18 protein-coding genes are annotated in these 18,829 nt (G+C 63.6%); 8 read left to right on the forward strand and 10 right to left on the reverse strand.

Features of this window, described 5'->3' with window-relative positions:
- The first annotated feature begins 15 nt into the window (after positions 1–15).
- Together DQW77_RS02175 and DQW77_RS02180 are read left to right on the forward strand one after the other, a co-directional pair.
- Positions 16–810 (forward strand): ATP-binding protein, encoded by a 795-nt coding sequence (locus DQW77_RS02175; protein WP_113256603.1) that lies wholly within the window; start codon positions 16–18, stop codon positions 808–810.
- Between the two features lie 135 nt (positions 811–945).
- Positions 946–1,704 (forward strand): DUF2189 domain-containing protein, encoded by a 759-nt coding sequence (locus tag DQW77_RS02180; protein ID WP_113256604.1) that lies wholly within the window; start codon positions 946–948, stop codon positions 1,702–1,704.
- A gap of 36 nt (positions 1,705–1,740) precedes the next feature.
- Here DQW77_RS02180 and DQW77_RS02185 read toward each other — a convergent pair whose 3' ends face one another.
- The 3 genes from DQW77_RS02185 to DQW77_RS02195 all read right to left on the reverse strand — a co-directional run bounded on the left by DQW77_RS02185 (position 1,741) and on the right by DQW77_RS02195 (position 4,047).
- Positions 1,741–1,953 carry a hypothetical protein gene (locus tag DQW77_RS02185; protein WP_113256527.1) on the reverse strand — a complete coding sequence of 71 codons (213 nt, stop codon included), beginning with the start codon at positions 1,951–1,953 and terminating at the stop codon, positions 1,741–1,743.
- Entirely contained in the window at positions 1,950–3,110 is a 1,161-nt protein-coding gene (locus DQW77_RS02190) for an aromatic ring-hydroxylating dioxygenase subunit alpha (RefSeq protein ID WP_113256528.1), read from the reverse strand. Before DQW77_RS02190 ends, DQW77_RS02185 begins: the two co-directional genes overlap by 4 nt.
- Before the next feature lie 121 nt (positions 3,111–3,231).
- Complete coding sequence (locus DQW77_RS02195; RefSeq protein ID WP_113256529.1) at positions 3,232–4,047, reverse strand: helix-turn-helix domain-containing protein; 816 nt, start codon at positions 4,045–4,047, stop codon at positions 3,232–3,234.
- Between the two features lie 242 nt (positions 4,048–4,289).
- On the opposite strand from DQW77_RS02195, the gene DQW77_RS02200 reads away from it, so the two are divergent.
- On the forward strand, positions 4,290–4,613 hold the full coding sequence (locus tag DQW77_RS02200) for a hypothetical protein (protein WP_113256530.1): 324 nt from the start codon (positions 4,290–4,292) through the stop codon (positions 4,611–4,613).
- Positions 4,614–4,622: 9 nt separating this feature from the next.
- Here the strand turns inward: DQW77_RS02200 and ilvN are convergent, their stop codons facing one another.
- The 4 genes from ilvN to DQW77_RS02220 form a co-directional block, all read right to left on the reverse strand.
- Complete coding sequence (gene ilvN / locus DQW77_RS02205) at positions 4,623–5,183, reverse strand: acetolactate synthase small subunit (protein WP_113256531.1); 561 nt, start codon at positions 5,181–5,183, stop codon at positions 4,623–4,625.
- Between the two features lie 98 nt (positions 5,184–5,281).
- Complete coding sequence (locus tag DQW77_RS02210) at positions 5,282–7,036, reverse strand: acetolactate synthase 3 large subunit (protein ID WP_113256532.1); 1,755 nt, start codon at positions 7,034–7,036, stop codon at positions 5,282–5,284.
- A 295-nt stretch (positions 7,037–7,331) separates the two neighbouring features.
- The gene (locus DQW77_RS02215; RefSeq protein ID WP_113256533.1) at positions 7,332–8,210 is read right to left on the reverse strand and encodes an alpha/beta hydrolase; all 879 of its coding nucleotides are present in this window, start codon (positions 8,208–8,210) and stop codon (positions 7,332–7,334) included.
- Complete coding sequence (locus DQW77_RS02220) at positions 8,207–9,577, reverse strand: M20/M25/M40 family metallo-hydrolase (RefSeq protein ID WP_113256534.1); 1,371 nt, start codon at positions 9,575–9,577, stop codon at positions 8,207–8,209. Before DQW77_RS02220 ends, DQW77_RS02215 begins: the two co-directional genes overlap by 4 nt.
- 212 nt (positions 9,578–9,789) lie before the next feature.
- Between DQW77_RS02220 and hemA the strand changes: the two genes are divergently transcribed.
- The 3 genes from hemA (at position 9,790) to ispG (ending at position 13,558) form a co-directional block, all read left to right on the forward strand.
- Positions 9,790–11,013 carry a 5-aminolevulinate synthase gene (hemA, locus tag DQW77_RS02225; protein ID WP_113256535.1) on the forward strand — a complete coding sequence of 408 codons (1,224 nt, stop codon included), beginning with the start codon at positions 9,790–9,792 and terminating at the stop codon, positions 11,011–11,013.
- Between the two features lie 111 nt (positions 11,014–11,124).
- Entirely contained in the window at positions 11,125–12,351 is a 1,227-nt protein-coding gene (locus tag DQW77_RS02230; RefSeq protein WP_113256536.1) for a helix-turn-helix domain-containing protein, read from the forward strand.
- A 76-nt stretch (positions 12,352–12,427) separates the two neighbouring features.
- Positions 12,428–13,558, forward strand: a complete 1,131-nt coding sequence (ispG, locus tag DQW77_RS02235; RefSeq protein WP_113256537.1) for a flavodoxin-dependent (E)-4-hydroxy-3-methylbut-2-enyl-diphosphate synthase — start codon at positions 12,428–12,430, stop codon at positions 13,556–13,558.
- Between the two features lie 16 nt (positions 13,559–13,574).
- Here the strand turns inward: ispG and DQW77_RS02240 are convergent, their stop codons facing one another.
- From DQW77_RS02240 to DQW77_RS02250, 3 genes are all read right to left on the reverse strand, one after another.
- On the reverse strand, positions 13,575–14,033 hold the full coding sequence (locus DQW77_RS02240) for a hypothetical protein (protein ID WP_258523643.1): 459 nt from the start codon (positions 14,031–14,033) through the stop codon (positions 13,575–13,577).
- An 85-nt stretch (positions 14,034–14,118) separates the two neighbouring features.
- Entirely contained in the window at positions 14,119–14,874 is a 756-nt protein-coding gene (locus DQW77_RS02245) for a DsbA family protein (RefSeq protein WP_113256606.1), read from the reverse strand.
- Positions 14,875–14,879: 5 nt separating this feature from the next.
- On the reverse strand, positions 14,880–16,205 hold the full coding sequence (locus tag DQW77_RS02250; RefSeq protein ID WP_113256538.1) for a M48 family metalloprotease: 1,326 nt from the start codon (positions 16,203–16,205) through the stop codon (positions 14,880–14,882).
- Between the two features lie 59 nt (positions 16,206–16,264).
- Between DQW77_RS02250 and DQW77_RS02255 the strand changes: the two genes are divergently transcribed.
- On the forward strand, positions 16,265–17,416 hold the full coding sequence (locus DQW77_RS02255) for a pyridoxal phosphate-dependent aminotransferase (RefSeq protein ID WP_113256539.1): 1,152 nt from the start codon (positions 16,265–16,267) through the stop codon (positions 17,414–17,416).
- A 103-nt stretch (positions 17,417–17,519) separates the two neighbouring features.
- Complete coding sequence (locus DQW77_RS02260) at positions 17,520–18,743, forward strand: N-acetylmuramoyl-L-alanine amidase (protein ID WP_113256540.1); 1,224 nt, start codon at positions 17,520–17,522, stop codon at positions 18,741–18,743.
- The last annotated feature ends 86 nt before the right edge of the window (positions 18,744–18,829 follow it).

Genomic DNA, 18,829 nt, shown 5'->3' on the forward strand with positions numbered 1-18,829 from the left:
GCGGCGCTGGAACGGATGAGTCCGCCGCCGACCGAGACGCCGGATTTCGCCGCCGCCGATGCCTTTGTCTGGCAGGTCGATCCGGAGCGTCTTGTGCCGGTGCCACGGGTCAATCGTGTGGATATGTCCCTTCTTCTGGGGATAGACAGGGCGCGCGATACGCTGCTGGAGAACACCCGACAGTTCGCCCGCGGTTTGCCGGCGAACAACGCCCTTCTCTGGGGCGCGCGCGGGATGGGAAAATCCAGCCTCGTGAAGGCAGTTCATGCCGCCGTTGTCGAAGAGGGGCAGGCGCTCAAGATCGTGGAGATGCACCGTGAGGACCTGACAAGCGTCGGGCGGCTCCTGAATCTCCTGCGGCAGAGCGGATCGCGTTTCGTGCTGTTCTGCGACGACCTGAGCTTTTCGCATGATGATCAGCACTACAAGTCGCTCAAGGCGGTTCTGGACGGCGGCATCGAGGGGCGGCCGGAAAACGTGGTATTCTACGCCACATCGAACCGCCGCCACCTGATGCCGCGCGACATGATCGAGAACGAGCGCGCCACTGCGATCAGCCCGTCCGAGGCAACCGAGGAAAAGGTCTCGCTGTCGGACCGCTTCGGACTGTGGCTGGGATTCCATCCGTGTGATCAGGACGAGTACCTGGCCATGATCCGCGGGTACTGCGACGCTTACGGGATCGAGATCACGCACGAGGCCCTGCGCGCCGAAGCGATCGAGTGGCAGGCGACGCGCGGGGCACGATCAGGCCGGGTGGCATGGCAGTTCTTCACCGATCTGGCCGGACGCCGCGGCGTGTGCCTCTGATCCGCGAGCGGGCCGTTTCAAAGATGACGGAGACTTACATCTTTGCGGAGGCGCAAGGGGGCGCTAGGCTTTCCCGCGGGACCTGAAGGGGAGACAAGCCGCGTGAGTGATGCACCCGAACACGGCGTGCCGGAGATGGCACCGGTTGGATTCCAGATGCTCGGCGAAGCCCTCCGGCGTGGCGCGGCGGACATGCGTCGTGCGCCCGGATACGGGATCATCTTTGCCGGGGTCTATGTCTTCCTCGGGCTGGTGATGATCTGGGTCACATGGATCACCGGCCATACCTATTGGCTGATCTTCGCGGCGGTCGGCTTTCCGCTGGTCGGGCCGTTCGCGGCGGTGGGGCTTTACGAGGTAAGTCACCGGCTGGAGGAGGGCCGCAGCCTGGAGGCGCGGGCGATCTTCGGCGTCGTCCTGCACCAGAGCAGACGGCAATTGCCGTCCATCTGCGCGATCATAATCATGGTATTCCTGTTCTGGTTCTTCCTGGCGCACATGATCTTCGCACTTTTCCTCGGGCTTTCGACGATGACCAATGTTTCGACCTCCTACGAGATCTACCTGACACGGGAAGGTCTGGCGATGCTGGGGGTCGGTACGGCTGTCGGCGGGGCCTTCGCGCTTCTGATCTACATGATCACGGTGATGGGGCTGCCGCTCCTGCTGGACCGGGAGGTGGATTTCGTCACCGCCATGATCACGAGCTTCCAGGCGGTCCTGCACAGTCCCGGACCAATGCTGAGCTGGGCCGCGTTCATCGCCGTGGTGACGTTCCTGGCGATGCTGCCGGCCTTCCTGGGGCTTTTCGCGGTCTTGCCCCTACTCGGCCACGCGAGCTGGCACCTCTACCGCCTGAGCGCCGCGCCGCGCGATGCCCGACACGCGGGGTGACGCGCGCGCCATGCCGTCAAACGCACGCCCCGCCGGTCATGCCTCGCGGCCATGGGCCTTGAGACGGGCATGCAGGCCGCGTGCCTCGGGAGCCCCGGCCTCGAGCGCGAAGACATAGGCATGGGTCAGGTAGAAGCATGACGCGTCAAGATCGTTTACCGTGTCCGCGGCCTCGGCATAGAGCTTGATGAGACGCCGACGGTCATCCGCCTCGTGGGCCGAGATCATGCGCTGATCGAGATCCTTCATTCCGCCGCCCTCGATTTTGCACGATGGGTTTCGATCTTGCCGGCAACCCAGTCGTGGAAACAATGGGTGGGGCTGTCCATCACCGGCGAGAACCGCCCGCCGTCGAACTGCGTAGCGTGGCGCCCGCGCTGCATCCCCTCGACCACAAAGATGTCTTCCTCGAAGACTGTCTTCCAGAGTTGCGTGTTACGGGCGCGCAGGCCCTCGTCGCTGTCGGGCACCGAATAATAGAGGTGGACATGCTCGACCGTGCGCTCGGGGCCCTTTGGCTCAAGCACGATGGCGAAGGCATGATCGCGGTGGGTGCCCAGAAGAACATTGGGATAAACGGCAATGTATTCGGCCTGTTCGTTCCACTTCGCGCCGACCTCCTCGAAATCGGGGAATTTCTCGCCGTTCTCGTTGGTCAGTTGGCGATAGACCATCGTGCCCTGGCCCGAAAACTCTCCCGGTTGCTCGATATGGTAGTGATCCTCGAGCTTGGAGTAACTGTTGAGGCCCGGATGAACCCAGGGCAGATGATAGCTTTCGCAGTAATTCTCCACCGCGAGCTTCCAGTTGGTCGCGACCTCCAGCTCGAACCGGCTGTCCGGCCCGCCGTGATAGAGCGGCAGTTCGAATTCGCGCCATCTTTCCTTGATGTCGGCCATCGCCGCGTCGAATTCGGGCGCGTCACCCGAGACGTTGATCCACACGACGTCGCGCCAGACATGACTGCGGACCTCGTTCAGGCCCAGATCGTCGCGCTTGATCGAATCATGCGTGTTGTGGCCCGGTCCGCCAACATGCGGAGTCGACACCAGCTTGCCCTTGGTCGAGTAGCACCAGGAATGGTAGGGACACCGGATCGCGCCCTCGATCTTGCGGGGCGCTTCGACAAGGATCATCCCGCGGTGACGGCAGATGTTCTGGAACACGCGCACCTGTCCGTCCTTGTCTCGGATCAGAAGCAGCGGCATTCCCAGGAACTCGATCGGCCGGGCATCGCCGGGTTCGGGCACATCGGCCGCGACGGCAAGACCGGCCCATTGGGAAAACAGCAATGCGTGCTTTTCCTCTTCGAAGACCTCCGGGTCGATGTAATGGGCATTCGGCAGACCATTGGCCTTTTCGACGGATCTACGGACACTGGACAAGTCGGTGACGGTTTGCGGCATGGTCTTCTCCCTTGACGAATAGGGCAGTAAAACCATGTCCGGACGCCAGAAGACCGACAGATCGCGACCCGGGTTTCCTCAAGGCGACACTTCCGCACAGGGGCGGCGCGGTTCGGCGTCGTCAGCGGAACGGCTCGTCAAGCCTCAGGAGGCGGGCATGGAAAGGGGGGACGTCATCAAGCCGAATCAGCCCCGAGCTGCGCGCGGTCCGCAGCACCGTTGCCGTATCGCCGTCAAGATATTCATAGACCATGCGGGTGGCACGGCGGCCGGTCACCTTCTCGCGCACGGTGCGTGTCGCGTAGCCCTCCCACAGATTGGACTGGAACGACGTTTCCGGCGTCAGGAAATTGAACGAACAGGACATGGCGTCGCGATGCGCGACGATCGCCATCACCCCTTCTTCCTGCCGCAGGACGAGGCCGCGAAACTCACGGTCCGCCAGACGCAGCGAAAGGCCCTGGTGGCGCATCGCTTCGCGCGGCTCGAAGCCGCGCAGAAAGGTATACCCGTCGCTGCGAAAGATCCTGACAAGGCCCAGCACGAACTGGTCATCGTCGATGAAGCTGCGGCGCACGAAGCGGTAGAACCCGCTGGGAAACGCCTCTTCGGGGACGGTGACGGGGGTGTTTCCGAAGAATCCCTCAAGGGCAGGGTGGTTGAGCAGGTCGAAGCTCGACGGGCGCAGATCCTCCACCGGCTCAAGCAGCACGCGGGCATCGACATCGAAGAACTGACAGATCCGGTGAAGCACGTCCGGCCGGGGAAAACTTTCGCCCGACAGGTAACGGTTGAACTGGGTCCGGTTGATGCCAAGGTCACGGCACAACCCGGCGACTGACGGAAATCCGGCGGTCAGGCGGCGCAGGTTCTGCCCGAAGATCCCGCGCAATTCCGCGGGGTCGGGCGACTCTTCAGAGGGGGTGGAAGATATCATGTGCAGTCAGGCAGGCTCGTCTGATCCAGTATAATCCCGTGATGGGTAGAACCTAGCGGGTGATTGCCATCATGACCACCGGATTTTGACGCGAATTGGCGCCGGTACTGACGCTAAGTAGCGTCAAATCAACGGTTTTTCTGTCACAAACTGGTTAAGCCCGACACCAAAACGGCAATTCCCGATACACCCCCGACCCGACATTCTGGGTCCCGAGATGGTTCAGACTTGGGGGAGTTGTCATGTACGGCGTTGTTCTCTGGAGTGACAGTGATCAGGATCACGCGGTGATCTGGTGTGAGGATCACGGCGATCTGGCATTCTATACCGGCGACGGGGCAAGCGCACTTGAGGGCGACTCCATCGACCCGGGCGATCTGGTGCAGTTCGAGATCAGTGAAGGCCGGGAAATGCGCCGCGCCAGCCGCCCCCGTCTCGTGGCCGAACACAGCCACCCGACCCTGGCCAGGGATCTCAAGCGCGCCGTCGGCGACAATGCGTCAGCGCCGCGGGACGGGCCGCCAGCCCGCGCCCCGGCCGAACGGCCCCATCTTCAGGCCGTCTGAACGCGCCGGTCAACTGCCGCGGGGCAGGGCGGCCACACCCGTGCGCGCGATCTCGTTCAGGCCCAGGGGGCGCATCAGATCGGCGAAAGCGTCGATCTTGTCCGGGGCGCCGGTGATTTCGAACACGAAACTGTCCAGGGTGCTGTCAACGACATTGGCGCGGAAGATGTCCGCCAGGCGCAGCGCCTCGACCCGCTTGTCGCCCTCGCTCCCGACCTTGAGCAGCGCCAGCTCTCGCTCAACCGACGGGCCTTCGACCGTCAGGTCGTGCACGTCGTGCACCGGAACGATCCGCCCGAGCTGCGCCTTGATCTGTTCGATCACCTGCGGCGTGCCCGTGGTGACGATTGTGATGCGGCTGGTATGGCCGGTATGGTCGACCTCGGCCACGGTCAGGCTGTCGATGTTGTAACCGCGTCCCGAGAAAAGCCCGATCACCCGGGCCAGAACGCCCGGCTCGTTGTCCACGATCACGGCAAGGGTGTGCGTTTCGTGCACGTCCGAGAATGTCGGGCGCAGGTTGTAGGCGGAGTGGCTGGTCGAGCCTTTCTTGATATTCAGGGCGGACATGTGGTGTTCCTTTCTGTCGGCGCGCGGGGCCTTGCCTTCATCTTTCGGGAAATACTCTCGGGGGGTGTGGGGGGCAGACGGCCCCCACTCGTGTCCGCTCACACCAGCACCGCGCCGCCTTCCTTGATCGCGTCCTTGGTCGAGGCCTCGCCCAGGAGCATCTTGTTGTGGGGCTCTCCGGACGGGATCATCGGGAAGCAGTTCTCGTGCTTCTCGACGAGACAGTCGAAGATCACCGGCCCGTCGTGGTTGATCATTTCCATGATCGCGTCGTCCAGGTCGGCGGGATCCTGACACAGGATTCCCTTGGCACCGAAGGCCTCTGCCAGCTTGACGAAATCCGGCAACGCCTCGGACCAGGAATGCGAATAGCGTTCGCCGTGCAGAAGTTCCTGCCACTGGCGCACCATCCCGAGGCGTTCGTTGTTGAGGATGAATTGCTTGACCGGCAGCTTGAATTGTACCGCCGTGCCCATCTCCTGCATGTTCATCAGCCACGAGGCTTCCCCCGCGACATTGATGACCAGGCTTTCGGGATGGGCCATCTGCACACCGATGGAGGCGGGAAATCCGTATCCCATGGTTCCCAGCCCCCCCGAGGTCATCCAGCGGTTGGGATCCTCGAAGCCGATATACTGCGCCGCCCACATCTGGTGCTGGCCGACTTCGGTGCAGATATAGCGGTCATGCCCCTTGGTCAGGGCCTCGAGTCGGGCCAGCGCGTGCTGCGGACGGATCGAAGGCCCGGTCTGCTTGAACGCGAGGCAATCGACCTGGCGCCACGTGTCGATCCGGTCCCACCATTTTCCCAGGCCCTCCCGGTTGGTCTTGCGGCCCCGCGATTTCCAGATCCTGAGAAGATCCTCCAGCACATGGGCCACGTCCCCGACGATCGGAATGTCGGTACTGATGACCTTGTTGATAGAGGACGGGTCGATGTCGATATGGGCCTTGGTGGAGCCGGGGCTGAAGGCGTCGATCCGGCCGGTGATCCGGTCATCGAACCGGGCGCCGATATTGATCATCAGGTCGCAACCGTGCATCGCCATGTTGGCCTCGTAAAGACCGTGCATGCCCAGCATTCCGAGCCAGTTGTCGCCGGAGGCCGGATAGGCGCCCAGCCCCATCAGGGTGGAGGTGACGGGAATGCCCGTGGCATCGACCAGTTCTCGCAACAGCTGGCTTGCCGCGCGGCCGGAATTGATCACGCCGCCGCCGGTGTAGAAGACCGGGCGCTCGGCCGTTTCGATCGCCGCCACGAGGTCCGTGATCGCTGCCAGGTCTCCCTTGACGCGAGGCTGGTAATGGCTTGTCTTGGCCTTCTGCGGTGACGTGTAATCGGCCGAGGCGAACTGCACGTCCTTCGGGATGTCCACCAGAACCGGCCCGGGACGGCCGGTGGTGGCGACATGGAAGGCCTGGTGCAGCACGTCAGACAGGTTCGCGGTATCCTTGACCAGCCAATTGTGCTTGGTGCAGGCGCGGGTGATCCCGACGGTGTCGGCCTCCTGGAAGGCGTCCGATCCGATCATGAAGGTCGGCACCTGCCCCGTAAGCACGATGAGGGGGATCGAATCCATCAGCGCGTCGGTGATGCCGGTCACCGCGTTGGTCGCGCCGGGACCGGATGTGACAAGCACCACGCCCGGCTTGCCCGTGGAGCGTGCATAGCCCTCGGCCGCATGAACCGCCCCCTGTTCATGGCGCACCAGCACATGGCGGATCTCGTTCTGCTGGAAAACCTCGTCATAAATCGGCAGCACCGCGCCGCCTGGATACCCGAATACGACGTCCACACCCTGATCCTTGAGGGCCTGAACCACCATTTTCGCTCCGGTCATCTGACGTGTCATATGCTTGCTCCGTTCATGACGTCATTCAATTTGCGCGCGCATAAAAAAGCCCCCGAAGTTTCGGGGGCGCATGGGTACCGTTATGGTGTCCGTTACCGGCCCATGCGCCATTTTCCTACAAGTACGATAATGCGAGCCATCGGGCGAGTCCTCTGCGTGCGTGCGCGGCAGATTAGGGGCGGTGCCAAGGGGCGTCAACAGGCATTCGCGGATAAAATGTCGCCATGACGAGATTTCGCTTTTCATTTGTTGCGCAAACCCTCGGGCCGCCCGTGCCTGATCGTCCCCTGGCCGGTCACTGCCCCCGGTGAGCGGCCAGAAACGGCGCCAGCGCCGCGAGGGTTGCCTCCGGGGCCGTGTCGGGAAAGAAATGTCCCCCCGGGATCGCGGCATGGGTCATGTCGCGGCATTTCGGCGCCCAGACCGCGCGCATGTCATAGGCGCGTGCCATCGCGCCCTGCGCGCCGTAAAGCACCAGTACCGGGCAGGCGAGGCGGGTTTCGTGATCGGCGGTGTCATCGGCGAAATCAAACTCCAGCGTCGCGCGGTAATCGTTGCACATGCCGCGGATGGTATCGGGATCCCGCCACGCCGCGCGGTATGCGTCAAGCTGTGCCATGTCGAAATCCTCTGGCCGGGCGCCGCCCCAGCCCAGAAGACAGGCGTGGTAGAAAGCGTCCGGGTCGTGCCCGATCATGGTTTCGGGAAAGGGCGCCGGCTGTGCGAGGAAGAACCAGTGATAGTAGGCGCGGGCCACGTCGGCGCGCAGATCGGCCAGCAGGGTGTGCGTGGGCACGATATCCATCAGCGCGACCCGGCTCACGGCCTCCGGCGCATCAAGGGCAAGCCGGTGGGCGACGCGCGCGCCGCGGTCATGGCCGGCCACCGCGAACCGGTCGTGCCCGTGCCGGGCCATCAGCGCCAGCACGTCGCGCGCCATTTCCCGGAAGCTGAAGGCGCTCACGGCCTCGGGTTTGCCGCTGTCGCCATATCCGCGCAGATCGGGGCATATGACCGTGTGGTCACGCGCGAGGGCAGGGGCGATCGTGGCCCACATGGCACGGGTCTGAGGAAAGCCGTGCAGCAACAGCACCGGGGGCCCGGCCCCGCCCGCAGAACAGGCGATATCGACGCCGTTGACCCGCGCCCTGAGCTCCGTGAAGCCCTTGATCATGTCAGTGCGTCGATCACGCGCGCCCAGCTTCGAATACCCTTGTGAAAGCTCTCGAGGTCATATTTCTCGTTCGGGGAGTGGATCGCGTCATCGTCCTTGCCGAATCCGATAAGCATGGCATCGGTGCCAAGGATTTCCTTGAAATGCCCCGCGATCGGAATCGATCCGCCGCACCCGACATAGGCCGCGGCGTCGGGCCATTCGTCGGACAGGGCGCCGCGGGCCGCCTCGAAGGCGGGATCGTCGGTGGACATCACCGATGCGGCGGACGCGCCGTGACCGGTGAATTCAGCCTCGCAGTCAGGCGGCAGGCGGTCCTGAACGAACTGGCGGAACGCAGCGCGAAGACGAAGCGGGTCCTGCCCCTGGACCAGCCGGAAACTGATTTTGGCGGTGGCACTGGCGGGCAGAACCGTCTTGAAGCCGTCGCCGGTATAGCCGCCGATGATGCCGTTGACCTCGGCCGTGGGGCGTGACCAGATCATTTCCAGCGGAGAGCGCCCGGCCTCGCCGGCGGGCTGGCTCAGGCCGACACTGCCCAGGAAGGCCGCGTGATCGAAATCCAGCGCCTCCCACTGCCGGCGCACATCGTCGGACAGTTCCGGAATCCCGTCGTAGAAGCCCGGCACCGCGACCTGCCCCCGGTCGTCGTGAAGATCGGCCAGGATGCCTGCCAGTGCCCGGACCGGGTTCATCGCCAGCCCGCCGAAGAACCCGGAATGCAGGTCCACATCCGGCCCGGTGACCGTCACCTCCTCGCCCAGCAGGCCGCGCAGCATCGTGACAATGGCCGGAGTGCGCGACTGGAAAAGACCAGTGTCGCATATCAACGCGATGTCCGAACGCAATTCCTCGGCGTTGTCGCGCATGAAAGGCACGAGTGAAGGCGACCCCGATTCCTCCTCCCCTTCGAAGAAAAAGGTGACGCGGCACGGTAACGCGCCGTTCACATCCTTGTAAGCGCGGCACGCCTCGACGAAGGTCATCAGCTGCCCCTTGTCATCCGAGGTTCCGCGCCCGCGGATCACCTTACCCCGCGGCGTGTCCTCGATGCGGGGGTCGAAAGGATCGTTGGTCCATTGCTCCAGCGGATCGACCGGCTGCACATCGTAATGGCCATAGAAAAGAACGTGGGGGCCGGGTCCGTCAGCATGGCCCACGACCATCGGATGCCCCGGTGTTTCATGCTTTTCCGCTGTAACACCAATGCTTTGCAGTTCCGCAACAAGCCAGTCGGCCGCCGCATCGCAATCCCGCGCAAAAGCCGGATCGGTTGAAATGGAGGGGATGCGCAACAGGCTCTTCAGCCGTTCGGTTGCCGCCGGCACAGCCTCGTCGATATGTTGCAGAACGTCGTCCAATGACATGCGGACCCTTTCGGACAGGACAGTTTCGGCGCAAGGGTAACAGCGATTGCCCCCCTGTCCAGAGCATGATCGAGATCAAGGTCATCGGGGGGCGTCATTTTGTATCCTGTTGCGCAGCGGGGGCGCGATCTATTATTCATCGGGGAAATTGAATACGTGGCTGCAGCCACACCGGCCCCGGTGCAGAGGGCGGGACAGAAGGAGGAAAGCCAGTGGATTACTCGGCGAAACTGGACGCAGCGATCGACCGCCTGCACGAAGAGGGCCGTTACCGGACGTTTATCGACATCGAGCGCCGCCGCGGCAATTTTCCTCACGCGGTGTGGCGCCGTCCGGACGGCGAGGAGCAGCCGATAACCGTCTGGTGCGGAAACGATTACCTTGGCATGGGGCAGCATCCGGTGGTGCTGGACGCGATGCATGACGCGCTCGACGCGACGGGTGCCGGATCGGGAGGAACCAGAAACATTTCTGGCACCACGATCTTTCACAAGCGGCTCGAAGCCGAGCTCGCGGATCTCCACGGCAAGGAGTCGGCCTTGCTGTTCACGTCCGCATATATCGCGAATGACGCGACATTGAGCACCCTGCCGAAACTTTTTCCCGGTCTGATCATTTATTCGGACTCGCTGAATCACGCCAGCATGATCGAGGGGGTGCGCCGCAACGGCGGGGCAAAGCGTGTTTTCCGACACAACGACGTCGATCACCTGCGTGAGCTTATGGCCGCGGACGACCCGGACGCTCCCAAGCTGATCGCGTTCGAGTCCGTCTACTCGATGGACGGGGATTTCGGCCCGATCGAGGCGATCTGCGATCTTTCTGACGAATTCGGGGCGCTGACCTATATCGACGAGGTTCACGCGGTCGGCATGTACGGGCCGCGCGGCGCGGGCGTGGCCGAGCGTGACCGGCTGATGCACCGGCTGGACATCATCAACGGGACATTGGCCAAGGCCTTTGGCGTGATGGGTGGCTACATCGCCGCATCAGAAAAAATGTGTGATGCAATAAGGTCTTATGCGCCGGGTTTCATCTTTACCACATCCTTGCCGCCAACGGTTGCAGCCGGCGCAGCAGCCAGTGTCGCGCATCTCAAGCAGGATCGCGAACGGCGTGAGAAGCATCAGACACAGGCGAAGATACTCAAGACACGGCTGAAGGGGATGGGTCTGCCGCTCATTGATCATGGCAGTCACATCGTTCCGGTAATCGTGGGCGATCCCGTTCATACCAAGCAGTTGAGCGACATGCTTCTGGAAGGGTACGGAATTTATGTCCAGCCGATCAATTTCCCGACCGTGCCACGCGGCACCGAGCGTCTGCGCTTCACCCCGTCACCGGTTCACGGCCCGGACGAAATGGACAGTCTCGTTCATGCGATGGACGAACTTTGGAGCCATTGTGCGCTCAATCGCGCCGAATTAACCGCCTAAATCCTTGCTTCGTGCAATAAAACTTGTGATGTGTTAAGTTACCCGAAACAAAAGAGCAGCGGGCGAATCGAGATTTGTCCACAGGCAGCACGGGGACGAGAGGCAGGACGGATGATAAAGCGCTGGTACTCGCGTGATCGCGAAGTCGTCGAAGAAGAATCCCGTGGATTTGATTCCTATGACCTGCGACTTGGCGACCTCATGCGCGGCGAAAGGGCGACGCTGGGTAAATCCCTTCTGGACGTCGAACGCGAACTCAAGATCAAGGCCGGGTATATCGCCGCCATCGAAAACGCCGATCCGGATGCGTTCGATACACCGGGATTCATTCCCGGCTATGTCAGGTCTTATGCCCGTTACCTGGAGATGGATCCGGACCGTGCCTATGCGACCTTCTGTGCAGAAAGCGGGTTCTCGACGGCGCATGGCATGTCGTCCGCGGCGTCTTCGGCACGCAATGCCGAACGGACGGCGCCCCGGGTTCCGCGTGAACGGCGCACCGATGATCCGCTCCTTTCCCCGAACACGCCTTTTGCCCCGGAATCCGAATCCGTTCTGTCGCGCATCGAACCGGGTGCGGTTGGCTCTGCCCTTGTGCTCGTGGCGCTGATCGGTGCGATAGGCTATGGCGGGTGGTCGGTTCTGACGCAGGTTCAGAAGGTACAGATCACGCCTGTCGAGAACACACCGGATGTTCTGGCGGATCTTGATCCGCTGGCAGGTGCGGGGACGGAAACGGACGATCCCGTCAATGTGAACGGCACCGAACGGTTCACGGTTGCCGGCGGCGGACGTCTGGACAGGCTGTATCGTCCCGAGGCATTGGACGTTCCGGTACTGGTTGCCCGCGACGCACCGATTTCCACGCTTGATCCGGCACGCATGGGCACCCTGCGTCCCGACATGGCCGAGGCCGCGCAACCGGCCGTTCCGACAACGGTCACTGAACCGGAAGAACCTTCCGATCCACCCAAGCCGCAAGTTGTCGAGGAACCGGCACCGGGGGTCCGAATGGTGGCGGTGCGTCCGGCATGGGTGCGGGTGCGGGCCGCGGACGGAACCGTCATTTTCGAAGGTGTGATGAATGGCGGCGACAGCTTCGAGGTGCCCGTCACCGAAGAACCGCCGACTTTGCGGGTCGGCGATTCCGGCTCGATCTATTTCGCCGTGAACGGCAAGCATTATGGCCCGGTCGGGGACAGGGGGTCGGTTACCTCCGGTGTCGCCCTGACCTCCGAGGCCCTGACCGATAGTTACGCGGTCGCCGATCTGAGCCGTGACGAGGATCTGTCGCGTTACGTTGCCCAGCTCGATTCGACGGATGCGCCGGCGGAATGATCGCACGGCGTTTGCAGACCTGCCGCCAGCGCCCTATCTTGACCGATGAGTGACCTGATCTGACGGGATACTGCCGATGACCCTCAACCCCGTGCGCCCGTGGCGCAATATTTACCGCCGCAAGAGCCGCCGGATTCAAGTGGGCAATGTCGGCGTGGGCGGCGATGCGCCGATCAGCGTGCAGACCATGACCAACACCGACACCACGGATGTGTCGGCAACGGTGGCGCAGGTGCAGGCCGCCGCGGAGGCGGGCGCCGATATCGTCCGCGTTTCGGTCCCCGACGAGGCGAGTTCGCGGGCCCTGAAGGATATCGCGGCCGAAAGCCCAGTGCCGCTGGTTGCGGACATTCATTTCCACTACAAGCGCGGGATCGAGGCGGCCGAAGCCGGCGCGGCCTGCCTGAGGATCAATCCCGGCAATATCGGGTCCGCCGAGCGGGTGCGCGAGGTGATCGACGCGGCACGTGACAATGGCTGTTCGATCCGCATAGGCGTGAATGCCGGATCACTGGAACGGCATCTGCTGGAGAAGTACGGAGAACCCTGCCCGGATGCGATGGTCGAATCCGGGCTGGAGCATATCCGCATCCTTCAGGACAATGATTTCCACGAGTTCAAGATCTCGGTAAAGGCATCCGACGTGTTCATGGCCGCCGCGGCCTATCAACAGCTTGCCGATGCCACGGATGCGCCAATTCACCTTGGCATAACCGAGGCTGGCGGTCTGACGTCAGGCACGATCAAGTCGGCGATCGGGCTGGGCAACCTCCTGTGGATGGGCATCGGAGACACGATCCGCGTGTCGCTTTCGGCCGATCCGGTGGAAGAGGTCAAGGTGGGGTACGAGATCCTCAAATCCCTGGGCCTGCGGCATCGCGGGGTCAACATCATCTCGTGCCCGTCCTGTGCGCGGCAGGGGTTTGACGTGATCCGGACCGTGGAAATCCTCGAGGAGCGGCTGGAGCATATCAAGACTCCGATGAGCCTCAGCATTATCGGCTGCGTGGTGAACGGCCCCGGCGAGGCGTTGATGACAGATGTCGGCTTCACCGGCGGCGGCGCGGGCAGCGGCATGGTGTATCTGGCCGGCAAGCAGAGCCACAAGATGAGCAACGAAGAGATGATCGACCACATCGTCGAACAGGTCGAGAAGCGCGCAGCGGAAATCGAGGCGGAGGAGGTCGCGCCGGCAGCCGCGGAATGAGCCGCACGGCCAACACTCAGCGGGTCAGGTAGCGTTCAAGCACGATTGCGGGCATCCGCCCGCGCAGGATCATGTCGGGCAACACGTAGGACGGTGCCATGTCCAGCCCCAGCGATGCCGCCAACCCCGCATCGGCAGACATGTCCAGAACCGTGATGCGCAGCTGCAGATCCCGTGCGATCCGGCGCAGATCGGCTTCGGCCGCGGGGCAATCGTCACAATCGGGTGCCTTGAAGTACGCAAGCACTGCATCCTGACCCACCGGGCCGAACCCGGGTGCCTGCGGGCCGAACAGGGCCACAGCATGGCGATCGATCAGGTCCAGGTCACGCTGTACGTGCCCGGCATAGATGTCCACTGGCGCGGCGGACGGCGGCGGACGCGACTGCCCCAGGGCCGGAGCGGCAAGTTCGGGGTGCGCCAGAAGCGTTTCACGGACCAGGGCGCCGAAGGCTTGCTTTTGGTCCGGGGTCATCCCCAACCCTGCCTGCCCGCTCATCGACGGCCCGGAAACTGCGATCAGAACCGCGCAAATCAGGGGGCAGGCCGCGGGTTGCACCCTATTGGGCGCGGATATCGGCCACGACGTCCCGCATCCCGTCCAGCGGAACGTAGCCGCGCAGCATGCGGTCATCCAGCACGAAGGACGGAGTCCCGGAAATGCCCAGCTCCCGGGCGAGCGCGTGATTGGCCGCGATGACCTCGGTCACCCGGTCGCTCTGCATGTGCGCAAGAATCTCTTCGGCGTCGAAACCCAGCGTGCCGGAGATCCGGCGCAGCGACGCCTCACTGATGGATCCCTTGAAATTCATCAGGGTATCATGGGCGCTCTTGTAGGCGTCATCCCCGGCGAGTTGCTTCACGGCGATCGCATAGCGCGAGGACAGCATGGATTCCTCGCCGAGAATCGGGAACTCCTTCAGGATGAAACGGATATCGCCATCGGAGTCGACCAGTTCCGTCACCTCGGGAGAGGCACGGCGGCAATACCCGCATCGATAATCCATGAATTCCACCACCGTCACGTCCCCCTCGGGATTGCCCCCGACCCAGGAATGTCCGTCCGAGAATATGGCATCCGCGTTGGCGCGGATCAGCGAGACATCGTCCTGCGCCTGCTGCGCGGTCTGACGCTGTTCGAGAACCGCCACCGCTTCCATGATGACTTCGGGATTATCCAGAAGATAAGCCCGGACCTCGGCCCGGAACGCGGCGCGCTCTTCCTTGGACATCTCGGTCACGTCGAGGGCATGGGCGGGCGCCATGAAGACCGCCATGAGGGCGGAGGCGATCAGGGTGTTGAAACGCGGTCTCATCGGGGTCATCTCCGTTGTTTTGCGGCCTTGGCCGCAGAAAGCACATCCTGGGCGCGTTGCCAAGCGGCCGATCCGCGCGGCAGAAGGTCCGAGGCGCGGGTGGCATGAATTTCCGCATCTTCAAGGCGGCCGGCGATGGCATAACGCTCGGCCGTGACCAGCGAGGCCATGCCGTTGTCGCCCAACTTGGAATGCGCGACGCCAAGATCACGCATCACCCGTGGGTCACGCCCGTCGATGGCGCGGGCACGTTCGAGAATGTCGAGGGCCTGACGCGTCTGGCCGCGGCTCAGCAGCGCGCGGCCGTAGGCCCCGAGTATGAGCGCATTGCGCGGCGCCTGTTCAACCGCCCTGCCATAGGCCGCCGTCGCGTCCGCGAAGCGCCTGTTTTCCATCAGGATCTGGCCGCGCAGTTCGTGAAGATACGGATCATCACCCCGCATCGCGATGGCCTTGTCGATCCGTGACAGGGCCGCCTGAAGATCGGACTGGCGGTGATAGGCGATCGCCTCGCGCATGAGGCGGACATCCTCGAACCCGGATTCTCCGGCCCGGGTCAGTGTCCATTTCGGCGAGCGCGTGAAGGCAGACAGCTTGCCCTTGGCGCGGGCGAACCAGTACCGGGCTTTCTCGTCCGGCTGGCCCTTGTCCGAATGCGCCGCGGCAAGCCGTTTCAGCACCCTGTAGCGATCCGATGAAAGCGGATGGGTTCGGGCATAGGGATCCTGCCGCGCGGCCGAAAGCGCCTCCTGCCCGCGGAAGATGTCCATCACCTCGACCGCGCCTTGCGGGTCGATGCCGGCGCGGGCCATGTACCGCACACCGGCATGATCGGCCGAGCTTTCCTCGGCCCGGGTGTGTGACATGAACATGCGCATCGCGGTGGAACTTGCCCCGACCGCGGCTCCGGCGGCCGCCTGGGCGTTACCGCTCACGGCGCCGGCCACGGCGGCAAGTGCAACGCCAAGCCCCGCTGCCGTGCGCGCGTTGCGCAGCGCCACGGGGCGGCGCATGAGATGACCATTGGCGATATGGGCGGCCTCGTGCGCGATCACCGACTGAAGCATTTCGGGCGTCTTCATCTTGAGGATGAGGCCCGAGTGGATGAAGATATTGCTGCTGTCGACCACGAACGCATTGAGACTGCGGTCATCGATGAGCAGGATATCAACCCGCGTGGGGCTGAGGCCGGCAGCCTTGAGGATCGGTTCGGAAAGGCGCTTGAGCGCATATTCGATATCAGGATCCCGCAGCAATGTCAGCGCACGCGCCGGCGACGTGACGGTCAGCAGGACGATGGCGCAAGCGGCGATGATGCGGAGCAGGGTCATTGACGAAGGGCCGGTTTCCGGGTGAAACGATGTTGCGGGCACAGTCTAGGAACAAAGCCATGCGGAACTCAACCCGATCGCAGGTCGATCCCTTCATCGTGATGGATGTCATGGAAGCCGCCCGGCAGGCCGAAGCCGCGGGCCGCGACATCATCCACATGGAGGTGGGTCAGCCGGGCACGCCGGCACCGGCGGCCGCGCGTGGCGCGCTGGCCCGCGCGATGGAGGATGACGCGATGGGATATACCGTCGCGCTTGGCCTTCCCGCCCTCAGGGCCAGGATCGCAAGGCTTTATGGTGAGTGGTACGATCTTGATCTCTCACCGGAAAGGGTGGTGGTCACGTCGGGATCTTCCGGGGCTTTCATCCTGGCCTTCACGGCGCTTTTCGATGCGGGCGAGCGGGTGGGTATCGGTGCCCCTGGCTACCCCAGTTACCGGCAGATCCTGCGTGCGCTCGACCTTGTGCCGGTGGAGATCGAGACTGCGGCGGAAAACCGCTTGCAGCCCGTGCCGGGCGATCTTGGCGGGCGTGACCTGGCCGGGCTGATGGTGGCCTCGCCGGCGAATCCCTCGGGCACGATGCTGGGGCACGCGGACCTCGAGGCGCTGATGGGCGCGGCCCGCGAGGCCGGCATTTCGATGATCAGCGACGAGATTTACCACGGCATCGAATATGAGGCCCGGGCGGTCAGCGCGCTGGAGGTGAGCGACGAAGTCTACGTGATCAACTCGTTCTCCAAGTATTTTTCCATGACAGGATGGCGTGTGGGATGGATGGTGGTGCCGGAGGATCATGTGCGCACGATCGAGCGGCTGGCGCAGAACCTGTTCATCTGCCCACCCCATGCGAGCCAGGTTGCGGCGCTTGCGGCGATGGATTGTAGCGCGGAATTGCAGGCGAACATGGATGTCTACCGGGCCAATCGCGCGCTCATGCTGGACGGTCTGCCGAAGGCGGGATTCGACCGGTTCGCGCCGCCCGATGGCGCATTTTATGTTTATGCGGATGTCAGTCATCTCACCGATGACAGCCGTGCCCTTGCGGCCGAAATCCTTGATCAGGCCGGTGTGGCGGTGACACCGGGGCTGGATTTCGACCCGCACAGAGGACACGGCACGATCCGCTTTTCCTATGCGCGCGGCACGGACGATATCGCGGAAGGGCTGCGGCGGCTCGGCATGTTCATGAAGGCGCGCGGTGCAGTCTGACGCCTGCTGGGGCATTTTTTTCGGGGCAGGGCCTGTCGTGACCACGTGCAATGCGTCGCATGGTGGTGTATCATCAGGGTCAACGAGACCGGACAAACGGCTGATGAGCAGGTTAATCGCGACAATTCTGGCGCTGGTGTTTTGTTGCACCGGCTTTGCCGGCTCCACGCAGGAGCTTGGTGGTCTGGCGCGTGTGATCCCGAACAAGAGCCGGATCGAGGCGGCACAAGGCGGGCTGAAGATCGAACTGGCGCTGAGCCAAGCGGTCCCCTGGCGGGTTTTCACGCTTGATGAACCGCGCCGCCTGGTCATGGATTTCCGCGAAGTGGACTGGCGCGGGCTTGATGCCGAGGCCCTGATCGGCACGAAACGGGTGCGGGGTGCCAGGACCGGGCGCGCAGGCCCGGAGCGGACGCGCATGGTGCTGGATCTGGATGGCCCCTTCGGTGTCGAAAGCGCGGAAATGCAGGTCTCGCGGAGCGATGGAACCGCGCGGCTGCGCCTGCGGCTGCGGGATGTCGGTGCCGTCGCATTCGCGGATGCCGCGTCGGCAAGTGCCCCGGGCGCGGCGGATGTGGACACGGCTACGCCATCGGCACCTGAGCCGCGCGACCACGTACAGCGCGACCTGGTCGTCGTCATCGACCCCGGACATGGCGGCATTGATCCCGGTGCCGTGCATGACGGAACAAGCGAGAAGAACCTGATGCTGACCTTCGCGCGGGAATTGCGCGAGGTTCTGCTACGCGCCGGCGGCTTCGAGGTGGTCCTGACCCGGAACGACGACAGCTTTGTTTCGCTGGAACGGCGCGTCGCGGTGGCGCACAGGGCAAGGGCCGACCTGTTCCTGTCGCTGCACGCGGATACGCTCCGCGAGGGCGGCGCGCAGGGCGCCACTGTCTACCGCCTGTCCGAAAGCGCCTCCGATGAGGCCAGCGCCAAACTGGCCGAACGACACAACCGCGCCGATATGCTTGCCGGCGTCGATCTGAGCGGCGCCGATGACGTAGTGGCCGATGTTCTCATGGATCTTGCCCGGCTGGAAACCGATCCGCGGGCCGAACGGCTGGCCGAGGCACTTGTTCTGGGCATTCGCCAGCAGGATCTGCCGCTCAATTCCCGTCCGCGGCGCGCCGCCGGTTTCTCGGTCCTGAAATCTCCCGACATTCCGTCCGTTCTTCTGGAGCTGGGATTCCTGTCCTCGGAGCGCGATCTGACGAACCTGCGCGATGGCGCATGGCGCGACCGCATGGCGCGGGGCATCCGCAACGCCCTGCAGGCATGGCGGATCGCCGATGCCGCCGCCGCGGAGCTGGTGCGTCAATGAAGTCCGCGACGCGCGGATTGGGCGGATTCCGGCACAGCCCGGGGGCGGATGTGTTTTGACGGCGCCGTGCCGCATGCATATATGAG

Source organism: Roseovarius sp. TE539 (genome assembly GCF_003298505.1).
Taxonomy (GTDB): domain Bacteria; phylum Pseudomonadota; class Alphaproteobacteria; order Rhodobacterales; family Rhodobacteraceae; genus Roseovarius.